The organism is Streptomyces changchenzhani (assembly GCF_039766235.1).
In the GTDB taxonomy this organism is placed as follows: Bacteria; Actinomycetota; Actinomycetes; order Streptomycetales; family Streptomycetaceae; genus Streptomyces.
Genome location: NZ_JBDHNH010000001.1, coordinates 266,486 through 280,124, shown reverse-complemented (window position 1 = coordinate 280,124; position 13,639 = coordinate 266,486). Strand labels below are relative to the sequence as shown.

The 13,639-nt window shown below is 69.4% G+C and carries 13 protein-coding genes and 1 pseudogene; 7 read left to right on the top strand and 7 right to left on the bottom strand.

All coding sequences use genetic code 11. From position 1 onward, the window contains the following. Positions 1 to 11: 11 nt before the first annotated feature. Both ABCR94_RS01375 and ABCR94_RS01370 read right to left on the bottom strand, forming a co-directional pair. Positions 12 to 2,489, bottom strand: coding sequence for an HAD-IC family P-type ATPase (locus ABCR94_RS01375; protein WP_347117094.1), 2,478 nt, complete (start codon positions 2,487 to 2,489; stop codon positions 12 to 14). A gap of 215 nt (positions 2,490 to 2,704) precedes the next feature. Continuing rightward, positions 2,705 to 3,019, bottom strand: a complete 315-nt coding sequence (locus tag ABCR94_RS01370; protein ID WP_347117093.1) for a DUF2530 domain-containing protein — start codon at positions 3,017 to 3,019, stop codon at positions 2,705 to 2,707. Between the two features lie 212 nt (positions 3,020 to 3,231). Between ABCR94_RS01370 and ABCR94_RS01365 the strand changes: the two genes are divergently transcribed. Continuing rightward, positions 3,232 to 4,686, top strand: a complete 1,455-nt coding sequence (locus tag ABCR94_RS01365; protein WP_347117092.1) for an NCS2 family permease — start codon at positions 3,232 to 3,234, stop codon at positions 4,684 to 4,686. 60 nt (positions 4,687 to 4,746) lie between these two features. Here the strand turns inward: ABCR94_RS01365 and ABCR94_RS01360 are convergent, their stop codons facing one another. Further along, a complete protein-coding gene (locus tag ABCR94_RS01360; RefSeq protein WP_283521775.1) occupies positions 4,747 to 4,929 on the bottom strand; it encodes a ribbon-helix-helix protein, CopG family in 183 nt (60 codons plus the stop codon). A 132-nt stretch (positions 4,930 to 5,061) separates the two neighbouring features. On the opposite strand from ABCR94_RS01360, the gene ABCR94_RS01355 reads away from it, so the two are divergent. The 3 genes from ABCR94_RS01355 (at position 5,062) to thpR (ending at position 7,664) form a co-directional block, all read left to right on the top strand. Beyond that, positions 5,062 to 5,499, top strand: a complete 438-nt coding sequence (locus ABCR94_RS01355) for a MarR family winged helix-turn-helix transcriptional regulator (protein ID WP_347117091.1) — start codon at positions 5,062 to 5,064, stop codon at positions 5,497 to 5,499. 55 nt (positions 5,500 to 5,554) lie between these two features. Beyond that, a complete protein-coding gene (locus ABCR94_RS01350) occupies positions 5,555 to 6,925 on the top strand; it encodes an MFS transporter (RefSeq protein ID WP_347117090.1) in 1,371 nt (456 codons plus the stop codon). A gap of 172 nt (positions 6,926 to 7,097) precedes the next feature. Next, entirely contained in the window at positions 7,098 to 7,664 is a 567-nt protein-coding gene (thpR, locus tag ABCR94_RS01345; protein ID WP_347117089.1) for an RNA 2',3'-cyclic phosphodiesterase, read from the top strand. A 164-nt stretch (positions 7,665 to 7,828) separates the two neighbouring features. Here the strand turns inward: thpR and ABCR94_RS01340 are convergent, their stop codons facing one another. Continuing rightward, on the bottom strand, positions 7,829 to 8,821 hold the full coding sequence (locus ABCR94_RS01340) for an aldo/keto reductase (protein ID WP_347117088.1): 993 nt from the start codon (positions 8,819 to 8,821) through the stop codon (positions 7,829 to 7,831). A gap of 260 nt (positions 8,822 to 9,081) precedes the next feature. Here ABCR94_RS01340 and ABCR94_RS01335 point away from each other — a divergent pair, with 260 nt between their 5' ends. Continuing rightward, positions 9,082 to 9,339, top strand: a complete 258-nt coding sequence (locus ABCR94_RS01335; protein WP_347117087.1) for a hypothetical protein — start codon at positions 9,082 to 9,084, stop codon at positions 9,337 to 9,339. Positions 9,340 to 9,618: 279 nt separating this feature from the next. Beyond that, on the top strand, positions 9,619 to 10,071 hold the full coding sequence (locus ABCR94_RS01330) for a hypothetical protein (protein WP_347117086.1): 453 nt from the start codon (positions 9,619 to 9,621) through the stop codon (positions 10,069 to 10,071). 1 nt (position 10,072) lies between these two features. On the opposite strand, the gene ABCR94_RS01325 is transcribed toward ABCR94_RS01330, so the two are convergent. Then, positions 10,073 to 10,774: a GDSL-type esterase/lipase family protein gene (locus ABCR94_RS01325; protein WP_347118418.1), complete on the bottom strand. Its 702-nt coding sequence runs from the start codon at positions 10,772 to 10,774 to the stop codon at positions 10,073 to 10,075. A 72-nt stretch (positions 10,775 to 10,846) separates the two neighbouring features. On the opposite strand from ABCR94_RS01325, the gene ABCR94_RS01320 reads away from it, so the two are divergent. Further along, on the top strand, positions 10,847 to 11,842 hold the full coding sequence (locus ABCR94_RS01320; RefSeq protein ID WP_347117085.1) for a WD40 repeat domain-containing protein: 996 nt from the start codon (positions 10,847 to 10,849) through the stop codon (positions 11,840 to 11,842). Positions 11,843 to 11,952: 110 nt separating this feature from the next. Here ABCR94_RS01320 and ABCR94_RS01315 read toward each other — a convergent pair. Together ABCR94_RS01315 and serC are read right to left on the bottom strand one after the other, a co-directional pair. Further along, positions 11,953 to 12,246, bottom strand: a pseudogene (locus ABCR94_RS01315) (Uma2 family endonuclease); the annotation flags it as partial. Between the two features lie 156 nt (positions 12,247 to 12,402). Beyond that, positions 12,403 to 13,521, bottom strand: coding sequence for a phosphoserine transaminase (gene serC / locus ABCR94_RS01310; protein ID WP_347117084.1), 1,119 nt, complete (start codon positions 13,519 to 13,521; stop codon positions 12,403 to 12,405). Positions 13,522 to 13,639: the final 118 nt, after the last annotated feature.

Sequence of the window (13,639 nt, the reverse complement as noted above, 5' to 3'; positions counted from 1 at the left end):
AACCACCCCCGCTACGCGGGAAAGCGGCGGCCGACCCAGCGCCACACCAGCTCCAGGCCGGCCGCCGCCACCGCCGCGATGCCCACTGCGGCCCACGGCATCGTCGTGCCCACCAGCTTCAGGGCGAAGAAGTCCTGCAGCCACGGCACGACCAGCACGATCAGGAAACCCAGGCTCATCGCGGCGACCAGCCCGATACGCCACCATGTGTACGGGCGGGCGATGATCGCCAGGACCCAGATGGAGACCAGGAAGAGCGCGAGTGTCGCCGCGCTCGTCTCCGCGGCCAGCGCGTCCGGGCCCGAGTAGTGCGACCGGGCCAGCAGGTACGTACAGAACGTCGCGGTCGCCGCGATGATGCCGCTCGGGATCGCGTACCGCATCACCCTGCGCACGAAGTGCGGCTGTGCGCGCTCCGTGTTGGGGGCCAGCGCGAGGAAGAACGCCGGGATGCCGATTGTCAGCGTCGACAGCAGCGTCAGATGCCTCGGCAGGAACGGGTACTCCACCTGGGAGCAGACCACCAGGATCGCAAGGAGCACCGAGTAGACCGTCTTCGTCAGGAAGAGCGTGGCGACCCGGGTGATGTTGCCGATGACCCGGCGCCCCTCCGCGACCACCGAAGGCAGCGTCGCGAAGCTGTTGTTGAGCAGCACGATCTGCGCCACGGCCCGCGTCGCCTCCGAGCCCGCGCCCATCGCGACCCCGATGTCCGCGTCCTTGAGCGCCAGGACGTCGTTGACGCCGTCGCCCGTCATCGCGACCGTATGGCCCTTGGACTGAAGGGCCGCGACCATGTCGCGCTTCTGCTGCGGGGTGACCCGGCCGAACACCGAGTTGCCCTCCAGCGCCTCGGCCATCGCGTCCCGGTCGACGGGCAGCGTACGGGCGTCGACGGTGTTCTCGGCGCCCGGCAGATGGAGCTTGGCGGCGACCGCTCCCACCGACACCGCGTTGTCGCCGGAGATGACCTTGGTGATGACGTTCTGGTCGGCGAAGTACCGCAGAGTGTCGGCGGCGTCGGGGCGCAGCCGCTGCTCCAGGACGACCAGGGCGGTGGCGCGCGTCCCGTCGGTCATGTGCGGGTGGTCGAGCTCCTTCGTGGCACGGGTGAGGAGCAGGACGCGCAGGCCCTGCCGGTTGAGCAGCTCGATCTCGTCGAGCACCGGGTCGCCGTCGGGCAGCAGTACGTCGGGTGCGCCGAGCAGCCAGATGCTGGTCGGGCCCTCGGGCTCCTCGAAGCGTGCGCCGCTGTACTTGCGGGCGGAGGAGAAGGGCAGCGCATCGGTGCAGCGCCACTCCGCGTTGTCCGGGTAGGTGTCCTTGATCGCCTGGAGGCTGGCGTTCGGCCGCGCGTCGGACGCGCCGAGGGCGCCGAGCACGGTGTGTACGTACGCCTCCCGGACCCCGGAGTCCGCCAGCACCCGCACCTCGGTGACATCCATGCCGCCCTCGGTGAGGGTGCCCGTCTTGTCGAGGCATACGACGTCCACGCGCGCGAGGCCCTCGATCGCGGGCAGCTCCTGCACGAGGCACTGCCTGCGGCCGAGCCGGATCACGCCGACGGCGAAGGCGACCGAGGTGAGCAGTACGAGCCCCTCGGGGATCATCGGCACGATGCCGCCGACGGTCCGCGCGAGGGAGTTCTTGAAGTCGTTGTCCTTGACGACCAGTTGGCTGATGATCAGGCCGATCGAGGTCGGGATCATCAGCCACATGACGTACTTGAGGATGGTGTTGATGCCGCTGCGCAGCTCGGAGTGGACGAGCGTGAAGCGGGACGCCTCCTCGGCGAGCTGCGTGGCGTAGGCCTCGCGGCCGACCCGGGTGGCGGTGAACGCGCCGCCTCCCGCGACGATGAAGCTGCCGGACATCATCTGGTCGCCGAGCTGCTTGAGTACGGGGTCGGCCTCGCCGGTGAGGAGCGACTCGTCGACCTCCAGGCTGTCGACCTCGATGACCTCGCCGTCCACCACGACCTTGTCGCCGGGGCCCAGCTCGATGAGGTCCCCGAGGACGATCTCGGAGGTGGAGATCCGGGCGGCGATGCCGTCGCGGCGGACGGTCGGTTTGGCCTCGCCTATGAGGGCGAGCCCGTCGAGGGTCTTCTTGGCGCGCAGCTCCTGGATGATGCCGATGCCGGTGTTGGCGACGATCACGAAGCCGAAGAGGCTGTCCTGGATCGGTGCGACGAAAAGCATGATCACCCACAGCACGCCGATGATCGCGTTGAAGCGGGTGAAGACGTTGGCCCGGGCGATTTCGGTGAGGCTGCGCGAGCTGCGTACCGGTACGTCGTTGACCTCACCGCGGGCGACCCGCTCGGCGACCTCAGTGGTGGTCAGCCCGGCCGGCGTTGCCGGTGGGGTGGGGTGGCGGGCGGACGGGGGCAGGGACGCGGGGTGCACGGGGTCGAGTTCGACGCCCGCGTCGATCATGGGCCCGCTTGTGCCGCTGCTGTCCGTGTCGGTCTTCGGCCGCTGGTCCATGGGTTCGACGGTACGGCGGGATGTGCGGGTTTACCCGTCGAGTGGGGTGGATTGGGGGCTGCGGTGCGGAAGATCGGCCCGAGGTAGGACGGGGGATATGGCGGGGGTCATCCGGGGGTCGTACGAGCGCCGGGGGGTGCGGGGGCGGGTAGGGGACAAGCGCCGCAGGCAACCCGCACCGCCCTACCGGCCGCACGTACCGCACCCGCACCGCCCTACGCGTCCGGAGCCGTCGCTTCGGTGTCGCCCGCCGCCGAGGCGCCCGCGTCAAAAGCTTCCGCGTCCGCCTCCGCCGCCCGCCGCAACGCCGCCTCGCGCCCCCGGACGTACCAGATCCCGATCAGTCCGAGCCCGGCCCCGGCCAGGCAGCACCACACCCACCACGTCCAGCCGCGGTCGTCGAACCAGCCATAGAACGGCAGCTGCACCAGGAAAAGGGCGAACCAGAGGATCGTCCCGCCGACGACGGTGCTGACAACGGGCCCCTCAAGGGCCTCGGGTGCCTCGTGCTTGGGGGTCCACTTCGCCATGGGGACAGTGTAGGCGGCGCCTCGACGCGGCCCCTCGGATCAGGTGGCCCATGGGTCTACGCGCGGAGATAGCGATCTTTGCCTTATGTGTTCATACTGAAACTGCTTGCGCCTGACTGGATTTGTTCGTCAGAACATCCAAGGAGCATCCAAGGCCGACCGTCCCCGGCGCTCCCCGCACCGCGCTCCCTTCTCCCCGCATGAGGTCACGCATGTCCCCCTCGGCCACGGCTCCGGCCGACGCCAAGCAGCAGCCGCCGTCTCCTCCGGAGCCGTCCGGCGGTCTCGACCGCTACTTCAAGATCACCGAGCGGGGCTCCACCATCCCGCGTGAGATCCGCGGCGGACTCGCGACCTTCTTCGCGATGGCGTACATCATCGTGCTGAACCCGATCATCCTGAGCAGCGCGAAGGACATGTACGGGCACCAGCTCGACAGCGGCCAACTGGTCACCGCCACCGTGCTGACCGCGGCCTTCTCCACGCTGCTGATGGGCGTCATCGGCAATGTGCCGATCGCCCTCGCCGCCGGCCTCGGCGTCAACACCGTCGTCGCGCTCCAGCTCGCACCCCGGATGAGCTGGCCCGACGCGATGGGCATGGTCGTGCTGGCCGGCTTCGTCGTGATGCTGCTCGTCGCGACCGGACTGCGCGAGCGCGTGATGAGCGCGGTGCCGCTCAGCCTGCGCAAGGGCATCGCGATCGGCATCGGCCTGTTCATCATGCTGATCGGCCTGGTCGACGCGGGCTTCGTCTCGCGCATCCCGGACGCCGCGCACACCACTGTCCCGCTCCAGCTCGGCGGCGACGGCCACCTCAACGGCTGGCCCGTCCTCGTCTTTGTCCTCGGCACGCTGCTCACGCTCGCGCTGCTGGTGCGCAAGGTGCCCGGCGCGATCCTCATCTCCATTGTGGTGATGACCGTGCTCGCGCTGATCGTCAACGCGGTCGCGGATGTCGCGAGCTGGGGTCTGACCACCCCGGAGTGGCCCGGCAACCCGGTGGCCAGTCCGGACTTTGGTCTGGTCGGCGAGCTCAGTCTGTTCGGCGGCTTCGAGAAGGTCGGTCTGCTGACCGGCGTCCTCTTCGTCTTCACCGTGCTGCTGTCCTGCTTCTTCGACGCGATGGGCACGATCCTCGGCGTCAGTGACGAGGCGAAGCTGCTGGACGAGAAGGGCAACCTGCCGGGCGTCAGCAGGGTGCTGTTCGTCGACGGCATCGCCGTCGCCGCGGGCGGCGCGACCTCCAGCTCAGCCACCACCTGCTTCGTGGAGTCCACCGCCGGTGTCGGCGAGGGCGCGCGCACCGGCCTCGCGAACATCGTCACCGGCGGCCTGTTCGCCGTAGGCCTCTTCCTGACGCCCCTGGTCACCATGGTCCCGTCGCAGGCGGCCACTCCGGCGCTGGTCGCGGTGGGCTTCCTGATCCTGTCCGGCTCGATCCGCGCGATCGACTGGGACGATCACACGGTCGCCATTCCGGCGTTCCTGACCATGGTGATGATGCCGTTCACGTACTCGATCACGAACGGCATCGGTATCGGCTTCGTCGCCTTCTGCGTGCTGCGTCTGGTGGCCGGGCGCGGGCGTGAGGTGCCGGTGGCGATGTACGCCGTTTCGGCGGTGTTCGCGTTCTACTACCTGATGCCGGCGCTCGGCCTGACGTAACACCTGACGTAACAGGCGGGCCGCCAACAGGCCGGCCGCCCGCAGGCCCGGACCCGGGCCTCAGGCGGCCCCGTAGAACTTCTCCGTCTCGTCGACCGCTGTTTTGAAGCGTTCGTCGAAGTCGTCGCGAATGAGCGTTCGGACCACATAGTCCTGGACGCTCATTCCGCGTTTGGCGGCATGGTCCCGGAGGCGGCCGAGCAACTCGCCGTCTATCCGCAGGCTGAGCACTGTCGATCCCATGAGGAACAGGGTCGCGGGAGCTGCCCCGGCGGTACGTCACTTTTCGGAGTCAACTCACTCGTACGGGTGATTATTCATGTCCCACTGCAATCGGGTGGTATTTAGCGTGGGTAATGAGTTAGGCTAACGAACATGTCTGACCTGCCCCACGATGGCAATGCTGCCGCCGTGAATTCCCTGCGCTCCGCCGTCATGCGGCTGGGCCGACGCCTGAAGCATCAGCGCGTCGACGAATCGCTGAGCCCGACCGAAATGTCGGTCCTCGGCACCCTGGCCCGCTGCGGCTCGGCCACCCCCGGTGAGCTGGCCCGCAAAGAGCATGTGCAGCCGCCGTCGATGACCCGGATCGTGGCGCTGCTCGAAGCCAAGGGGCTGGTCAGACTGGAGCCGCACCCCGACGACCGCCGGCAGAAGGTGGTCAGCCAGACCGAGACCGCCGAGGCGATGCTCGAAGAGAGCCGCCGCAAGCGGAACGCCTGGCTGGCCGGACTCACCAGCGGTCTGAACGAGGACGAATGGGCGAAGCTGCGCGCTGCGGCCCCCGTCCTGGAGAAGCTCGCGCATCTCTGACAGCACCCCGCTGACCGCATACGACCCCGCGCGCCGCCAAGGAGGCGAACCACATTTGAGTACGGGACCCGGAGCAGACTCCGCCCCCGCACCGAACACCCACCACGACACGGATTCCACCACATCAAAGCCCAAAGGGACCGGGACCTTCTCGTCCCTGAAGATCCGCAACTACCGGCTGTTCGCCACCGGCGCCGTCGTGTCCAACACCGGTACGTGGATGTCCCGCATCACCCAGGACTGGCTGGTCCTCGACCTCACCGGGTCGGCGGCGGCCGTCGGCATCACCACGGCCCTCCAGTTCCTGCCCATGCTGCTCTTCGGCCTGTACGGCGGTGTCATCGCCGACCGCTACCCCAAGCGCCTGCTGCTGCTCTTCAGCCAGGCCGCTCTCGGCCTGTGTGGTGTCGCACTCGCGACCCTCACGCTCACCGGGCACGTCCAGGTCTGGCACGTCTACCTGATCGCGTTCCTGCTCGGCATGGTCACCGTGATCGACAACCCGGCCCGGCAGTCCTTCGTGTCCGAGATGGTCGGCCCCGACCAGCTGCGCAACGCCGTCAGCCTCAACTCGGCCAACTTCCAGTCCGCCCGGCTGATCGGCCCCGCCGTCGCCGGTGTGCTCATCACGACCGTCGGCAGCGGCTGGTCCTTCATGCTCAACGGGCTGTCGTTCCTCGCCCCGATCGTCGGCCTGCTGCTGATGCGCACCGGTGAGCTGCACAAGGTCGAGCGGGTGCAGCGCGGCAAGGGCCAGCTCAGGGAGGGCCTGCACTATGTCGCGGGCCGCCCCGACCTGCTCTGGCCGATCGCCCTCGTCGGCTTCGTCGGCACCTTCGGCTTCAACTTCCCGATCTGGCTCAGTGCCTTCGCCGACGGGGTCTTCCACGGCGGCGCCGGTCTGTACTCGTTCTTCAACATCCTGATGGCGGCCGGTTCACTGGCCGGCGCACTGCTCTCCGCCCGTCGCCGCTCCTCGCGGCTGCGGATGCTGGTGGCAGCCGCGATGGCCTTCGGTCTGCTCGAAATCGCCGCGTCGCTCTCGACATCGCTGTGGCTGTTCTCGCTGCTGCTCGTGCCGATCGGCATGATCGGCCTGACGGTCAACATCACCGCCAATACGAGCGTCCAGATGGCGACCGACCCGCCGATGCGCGGCCGGGTGATGAGCCTGTACATGATGGTTTTCGTCGGCGGCACGCCGGTGGGCGCACCGCTGCTCGGCTGGGTCACCGACACCTACGGCGCCAGGATCGGCTTTGCCACCGGCGGCCTGATCTCCCTGACGGCGGGCCTGGTCATCGCGATCGTGCTGGCCCGGCTCGGCGGCCTGCGGCTGAAGATCGACCTGCGGCGCGGACACCAGCACGTGAACGTGGTGCAGCGCGAGGGCGTACGCCCCAAGGAGCTCGCGACGGTGGCCTGACACCGCCGCGCATCGCGGAACAGAGCCCGGACGCACCCTGGAAACCGTCCCCGCGTCCGGGCCCTGCGCGTGTCCGTTCCCCTGAACTCGCGTGTCCGTTCCCCTGAACTCGCGTGTCCTTTCCCCCACACAGCCCGGCCCCCGACACCGCCCGATCACCGAAACTGTGCGCATGAGACTCTTCGCCGCCGTACTGCCACCCGCCGGAGCCGTCGACGAACTCGGCCTCGCCGTGGACCGTTTGCAGACCCTGCCCGACGCGGACGAGCTGCGCTGGACCGCGCGCGCCGGATGGCACTTCACCCTCGCCTTCCTGGGCGAGGTGGACGACGCGCTGCTCCCCGCCGTCAAGGAGCACCTCGGCCGGGCCGCCGCCCGCCAGGAGCCCTTCCCGCTGCGCATCGACTCCGGCGGCCACTTCGGGCAGCGCGCCCTGTGGGCCGGTGCCTCGGGCGGCCTCGACCCGATGCGCCGGCTCGCGGAGCGCGCGGACGCGGCGGCGCGGCGGGCCGGAGTGACGATGGAGGAGCACCGCACGTACCGGGCACACCTGACGGTCGCCCGCAGCCGCACGGGGGAAACCGACCTGCGGCCGTACGTCGCGGCCCTCGGCGGGTTCGAGGGCGCCGGGTGGACGGTGGGGGAGCTCGCGCTCGTACGCAGCAACCTGCCGGCCGCCGAGGTGCGCGCCGAGGAGCCCCGGTACGAGACGGTGGCGGCCTGGGCGCTGGGGCACTGACCCAGGGGTGTCCCTCGGCCGTTAGGCTCGGCGGGTGGACCCCAAAATCAGAAACCAGGTCATGGCCGGCGTGCTCGTACTGCTCTTCGTCGTCGTCGCGGTGGCGGCCGCGGTCGGCGGCTGACCGGCCGGGTCCGCCGCCGCGACGCATGCGGCGGGCCGTCCTACCAGGCGAACGCCTCGGGGGACGGGCCGGGACCCGGGAAGATCTCCTCCAGCGACTCCAGCATCTCCTCCGGCAGCCCGAGCTCGATCGCGCGCAGCGCCGAGGCCAGCTGGTCCGAGGTACGCGGGCCGACGATGGGCCCGGTGATGCCGGGCCGGGTGAGCAGCCAGGCCAGGGCCACCTCGCCGGGCTCCAGGCCGTGCTTGGCGACCAGGTCCTCGTACGCCTGGATCTGCGCGCGCACCTTGGTGTTCGCGAGAGCCTCCGCCGACCGGCCGGTGGCCGCGCGGGCCGAACCGCCCTCGCTCTCCTTGCGGATCACGCCGCCCAGCAGACCGCCGTGCAGAGGCGACCACGGGATGACCCCGAGGCCGTACGCCTGCGCGGCCGGGATGACCTCCATCTCGGCGCGGCGCTCGGCGAGGTTGAACAGGCACTGCTCGCTGACCAGGCCGTACGAGCCGAGCCGCCGGGCCGCCTCGTTGGCCTGGGCGATCTTCCAGCCGGGGAAGTTCGACGAGCCCGCGTAGATGACCTTGCCCTGCTTGACCAGGACGTCGATCGCCTGCCAGATCTCCTCGACGGGGGTGTGACGGTCGATGTGGTGGAACTGGTAGAGGTCGATGTGGTCGGTCTGCAGCCGCTTGAGGCTGGCGTCGACCGCGCGCCGGATGTTGAGGGCGGACAGGCGGTCGTGGTTGGGCCACGGGTCGCCCTCCGCCATGTTCGCGAACACCTTGGTGCCCAGGACGACCTTGTCGCGGCGCCCGTCGCCCTTGGCGAACCAGGACCCGACGATCTCCTCGGTGCGGCCCTTGTCGGCGCCCCATCCGTAGACATTGGCGGTGTCGAAGAAGTTGACGCCCGCGGCGAGCGCGGCGTCCATGATGGTGTGGCTGTCGGCCTCATTGGTCTGGGGGCCGAAGTTCATTGTGCCGAGGACGAGTCGGCTGACCTTGAGGCCCGTGCGTCCGAGCTGCGTGTACTTCATGGACGTACAGCCAACGCCTTCGAGCGCGCTCGATGCAAGGGCATCCGTGCGACGGCGGGTCGCCCGTACCGGACTGACGCCCGGGGAAGTGCCGTTCATGGGAGCGGAGTTGCTGAAGGAGATGGCGGACCGCATATTCCGTGCGATACGGTAACCGCGTCATCACGCTCCGTAAGAAACATGGACGGAGCGGTCCCCGGCGGTGCTAACGACACCAACCGAGGACCTTCACCGCAAGTGGAAGAACAGGTCCCACCGGGATGTTCCGGCATGCTATCGCGCCCACCCGGCGCTTCACCAAGGCTTCGCACGATGTCGTGCGCCATCCGCGTCTGAACAACGACGCCAAGATCCTGCTCCTGTACATCCAGGGGCTCCCCGCCGGCGAACTCGGCAAGCCACTCAGCGCACTCGCGCTGCGGGTCGGCGTCAAGGGCGCCGCGTACCAGCGGGTCAAGCAACTCCTCATTGCCTGCGGCTACTTCTTCGAGTGGAGCCACCAGGGCGAGCGGGGGTGATGGGTCACACGCCAACTGCTCGCGAATGTCACCCTCACGGCTGACGAGGCAGTGAGGTGCCGGGACGGTGACGCCGCCGTCCCTCCGCCACCGCCACCGAGTGCCACGTATCCGGTGGCCGGTGAACCGGAACGCCGGGTGGTCGGTGACTCACCCCCACAGGAAGAACAACTACAGAAGAAGAACGATCCCCACCCCCCACCCCAAACAGGCGCGGAGCTCGGGGAGGCCGAAAGGGACACGGGGGCCGACGATCTCGAAGTCCGGGCGGTGGAAAGCATGTTGCTCTCGCTGCGCCACACGCATCGGGAACTGCACCTCGGCGTACGGGAAGCCCGGCGGCTCGCGCAGGACGCGGTGCAGTGGCTGCGGTGCGGGGTGCCGGTGGGTGAGTTGCGGCGGCGGCTGACGGAGGAGCTGCCGAAGGAGGGCGTGCGGTGCGCGGTCGGGTTCCTGCGCTACCGGCTGGTCGAGAAGGCACCCGGGCCGCCCGCCTTCGGACCACCGCCCTCACTGTCGGCGTCAGAGGCCGCGGCGTTGACCCGGGAGCGGTCGGTGCTGGTCACGTGTGAGGGGCCGGGGGCCGAGCATGTCTTCCGGCCGCTGAACGGCGAGACGTGCTGCGCACCCTGCCGCCAGGAGGCCGCCTGGCAACAGCCGGCCCCACCGCCCCCTGCCGCCGCTGACGTCTCCTGGCGCGAACGCGTGGTGACGGCGGCCGCGCGCGGGTGAGTTATGCCGTCACCGGGGACGCATGGGATTCGTAGCGCGCGCCGACGCCCCACGCCTGGTGCATCGCGTCTGCGAACGCCGCCGCGAGTTTGTGTTCGCCGGTCGGGCCAGGGTGTGTGCCGTCGTAGGTGTCGGTGTGGATGTCGTACGCCGTCGGGTGGGACGCCAGGAGCACGGGCGACGCGGGGGCGTCGAGGTCGGCGACCGCCTTTGCTAGGAGCTCGTTGAAGTGGTCGCACTCGGCGGCGAAGGCGGGGTCGGTCTCGGCGCGGATGTTGGGTATGACCGGCAGGAGCACCGCGCGGATGTGCGGGTTCGCCGCGCGGGCCTCCGCGATGAAGTGCCGGGCGTTGCGCGCCGTTTGGGTGGCGTCCGTGTAGAAGCCGAGGTCGATCAGGCCGAGCGAGACGAGCAGGACGTCCGGGCGGGTGGCGGTCACCGTCTCGCGGATCAGCGGGGCCATGTGCAGCCAGCCCTCGCCCCAGCCCGCCAGGTGCTTGTGGGCCTTGGGCGGGAACGCGGGGTCGCCGTACGTGGACGAGACCGGGGCGTTCGCGAAGGTGTCGTACACCTCGGTGCGAGGGCCGACGATACGGAACGGGCCGCCGAAGGACGCCGCCAGGTGCTGCCACATGCGGAAGCGCCAGGTGAAGTCGCCGGCGCGCCCGATGGTCATGGAGTCGCCGACGAACAGGAAGCGCATCACGTCATTGTCGCGGATCTCTGCGGTGACCTGCGACGTGATGCTCGACACCTGATGCTCGACACTTGGTTCATGCGTTCGCTCTTGTACGTCGTTCCCGGTGCCGCCGCCCTCGCCGCCCTCGTCCTGCTGGGGGCCGGTACGGCCGTCGCCGACGACGGTGACTTCACGATCAAGGATCCACGGATCACCGAGTCCAGCGGGCTGGCGGCCAGCCGCGCGCACCCCGGCGTGTACTGGACCCACAACGATCAGGACAAGCCGTACATCTACGGGATCGACTCGAAGACCGGCGAGACCGTCGCGACGATCACCATGCGTGGGGTGGGGACGCCCCGCGACATGGAGGCGATCTCGGTGGGGTCCGACGGGAATGTGTACGTCGGTGACATCGGCGACAACCTCAACGGGAGTTGGAGCCATGTGTGGATCTACCGCTTCCCCGAGCCGAAGCAGCTGAAGGACGCGACGGTCGACGCGACCCAGTTCACGGTGAAGTACGCGGACGGGGCGCGCGACGCGGAGGCGCTGATGGTGCATCCGAAGACCGGGCGGGTTTACATCGCCAGTAAGAACGAGGACGGCGGCGGGCTGTACGAGGGCCCGGCGCAGCTGTCGGCGGGCGGCACGAACACGTTCCGCCGGGTCGATGAGGTGCCGTGGGTGACGGACGGGGCGTTCTCGCCGGACGGGACCCGGCTGGTGCTGCGCTCGTACTTCAGCGCGCGTGGGTATGACTGGAAGAACGGGCGTCTGGGGGCGGACAGTTCGGTCAGTGCGCCCTTCCAGGGGCAGGCCGAGTCGGTGACGTACACCGTGGACGGATCGGCGCTGATGTTCGGCTCGGAGGGGGTCGGGAGCGAGGTGCGCAAGGTCGAGGTGAAGGGCGAGGACGGTGGGGGTGGAGATGGTGACTCCGGGTCCAAGTCGCCGTCCGACGGCAGTGGTTCGGCGGCCGGGGGCGGCGGATCGGACAGCTCGGAGAGCAAGGTCGTGCTCGGGCTCGGTGGGTTCGCGGTGGTGGCCGTGCTGTTCCTGGGGCTGAGGCGGATGATGCGGCGGGATTGAGGGGCGCTGTGCGGGCGGTGGCGGGTCACCGCCCGGCGTTCTCCTCGGCGTTCTTGTCGGTGCCGCTGGCGGTGCGGCGGTTCAAGCGGTTGAGTCGGTGAGGGCGCCCCTCAGCCTTCGGGAGTCTGCTTGCGGGCGCCGGCCTTGAGGATCTCCGCCACATCGAGGGTGACCTTGGCGCCGATGGACTCGGGGAGGGTGACCTGCTGGCCGGGGGCGTAGACGCGATGGCTGTCGTACTCGTTTGCCCCGGGCTCGGTGAGCACGTGGATTCGGCCGTGCTTGCGGTCGACGATCACGTAGACGGGGATCTTGGCCTCGGCGTAGGCGGCGACCTTGGTTTGCAGGTCCTGGTTGTAGTTGTTGGAGGTGACCTCCAGGACCACGCGGAAGCAAGCAGGGTCATCTCGCGCATGGAGAGCATCCGCGCCGGGCCGTAAAGCGATGTGCCCGGTACGGGCGATCTTCCACTCGGCCGAGCGAACGAAACGAGGAGGGGGACCGGCAAACTGCTTGCCGGTCCCCCTCCTCGTGCACGTAAGCCATCGCGTACGTAAGCGCTACAGCTTTTCGATCACGTAATCGATGCACGTCGTGAGCGCTGCGACGTCCGCCGGGTCGACCGCCGGGAACATCGCGACGCGCAGCTGGTTGCGGCCCAGCTTGCGGTACGGCTCGGTGTCCACGATGCCGTTCGCGCGCAGCACCTTGGCGACGGCGGACGCGTCGATCTCGTCCGCGAAGTCGATCGTGCCGATGACCTGCGAGCGCTTGGCCGCGTCCACGACGAACGGCGTGGCGTGCTTCGACTCCTCGGCCCAGCCGTACAGGTTGCGCGCGGAGGTCGCCGTGCGCTCGACCGCCCAGTCGAGGCCGCCCTGGCCGTTGAGCCACTTCAGCTGCTCGTTGAGCAGGAAGAGGGTCGCGAGGGCGGGCGTGTTGTACGTCTGGTTCTTCAGCGAGTTGTCGATCGCCGTCGGCAGGCTGAAGAACTCCGGGATGTGCCGGCCGGACGCGTGGATGCTCGCCGCGCGCTCCAGGGCCGCCGGGGAGAACGCCGCGATCCACAGGCCGCCGTCGGAGGCGAAGGACTTCTGCGGGGCGAAGTAGTAGACGTCGGTCTCGGTGATGTCGACCGGCAGGCCGCCCGCGCCGGAGGTGGCGTCGACCAGGACGAGGGAGCCGGTGTCGGCGCCGGGGACGCGCTTGATCGGGGCCGCGACGCCGGTGGAGGTCTCGTTGTGGGTGAACGCGTAGACGTCCACGCCTTCCTCGGCCACCGGGTCCGGGTGCGTGCCCGGGTCGGAGGACAGGACGGACGGGGCGGCCAGCCACGGCGCGAGCTTGGCGGCCTTCGCGAACTTCGACGAGAACTCGCCGAACGTCAGGTGCTGCGACTTGTTCTCGATCAGGCCGTGGGTCGCGATGTCCCAGAAGGCGGTGGAGCCGCCGTTGCCCAGGATCACCTCGTAGCCCTCGGGGAGCTGGAAGAGGTCACGCACGCCGTCGCGCACCGCGCCGACCAGGTTCTTGACCGGGGCCTGGCGGTGGGACGTACCGAGGAGTGATGTGCCGGTGGCGGCGAGGGCGTCCAGCGCCTCCGTACGCACCTTGGAGGGGCCCGCGCCGAATCGTCCGTCGGCGGGCTTGATGTCAGCGGGAATCCGGATCTCAGCCACGGGTCGAGCGTAGTCGGTACGCGGTGGGGCGGGAGCGGCGTGTCCGGCGGGTGAGATGTGGGGGGCGGGTGTGGGTGGGCGGTGCGGTGCGGGTGGGGCGCCTGCGGCGGGCTTGTCT

Excerpts from the sequence above, each read along its gene's own strand:
- ABCR94_RS01375 (WP_347117094.1), bottom strand. The coding sequence starts at position 2,489 with ATGGACCAGCGGCCGAAGACCGACACGGACAGCAGCGGCACAAGCGGG.
- ABCR94_RS01370 (WP_347117093.1), bottom strand. The coding sequence starts at position 3,019 with ATGGCGAAGTGGACCCCCAAGCACGAGGCACCCGAGGCCCTTGAGGGG.
- ABCR94_RS01365 (WP_347117092.1), top strand. The coding sequence starts at position 3,232 with ATGTCCCCCTCGGCCACGGCTCCGGCCGACGCCAAGCAGCAGCCGCCG.
- ABCR94_RS01360 (WP_283521775.1), bottom strand. The coding sequence starts at position 4,929 with ATGGGATCGACAGTGCTCAGCCTGCGGATAGACGGCGAGTTGCTCGGC.
- ABCR94_RS01355 (WP_347117091.1), top strand. The coding sequence starts at position 5,062 with ATGTCTGACCTGCCCCACGATGGCAATGCTGCCGCCGTGAATTCCCTG.
- thpR (WP_347117089.1), top strand. The coding sequence starts at position 7,098 with ATGAGACTCTTCGCCGCCGTACTGCCACCCGCCGGAGCCGTCGACGAA.
- ABCR94_RS01340 (WP_347117088.1), bottom strand. The coding sequence starts at position 8,821 with ATGAAGTACACGCAGCTCGGACGCACGGGCCTCAAGGTCAGCCGACTC.
- ABCR94_RS01335 (WP_347117087.1), top strand. The coding sequence starts at position 9,082 with ATGTTCCGGCATGCTATCGCGCCCACCCGGCGCTTCACCAAGGCTTCG.
- ABCR94_RS01330 (WP_347117086.1), top strand. The coding sequence starts at position 9,619 with ATGTTGCTCTCGCTGCGCCACACGCATCGGGAACTGCACCTCGGCGTA.
- ABCR94_RS01325 (WP_347118418.1), bottom strand. The coding sequence starts at position 10,774 with ATGCGCTTCCTGTTCGTCGGCGACTCCATGACCATCGGGCGCGCCGGC.
- ABCR94_RS01320 (WP_347117085.1), top strand. The coding sequence starts at position 10,847 with ATGCGTTCGCTCTTGTACGTCGTTCCCGGTGCCGCCGCCCTCGCCGCC.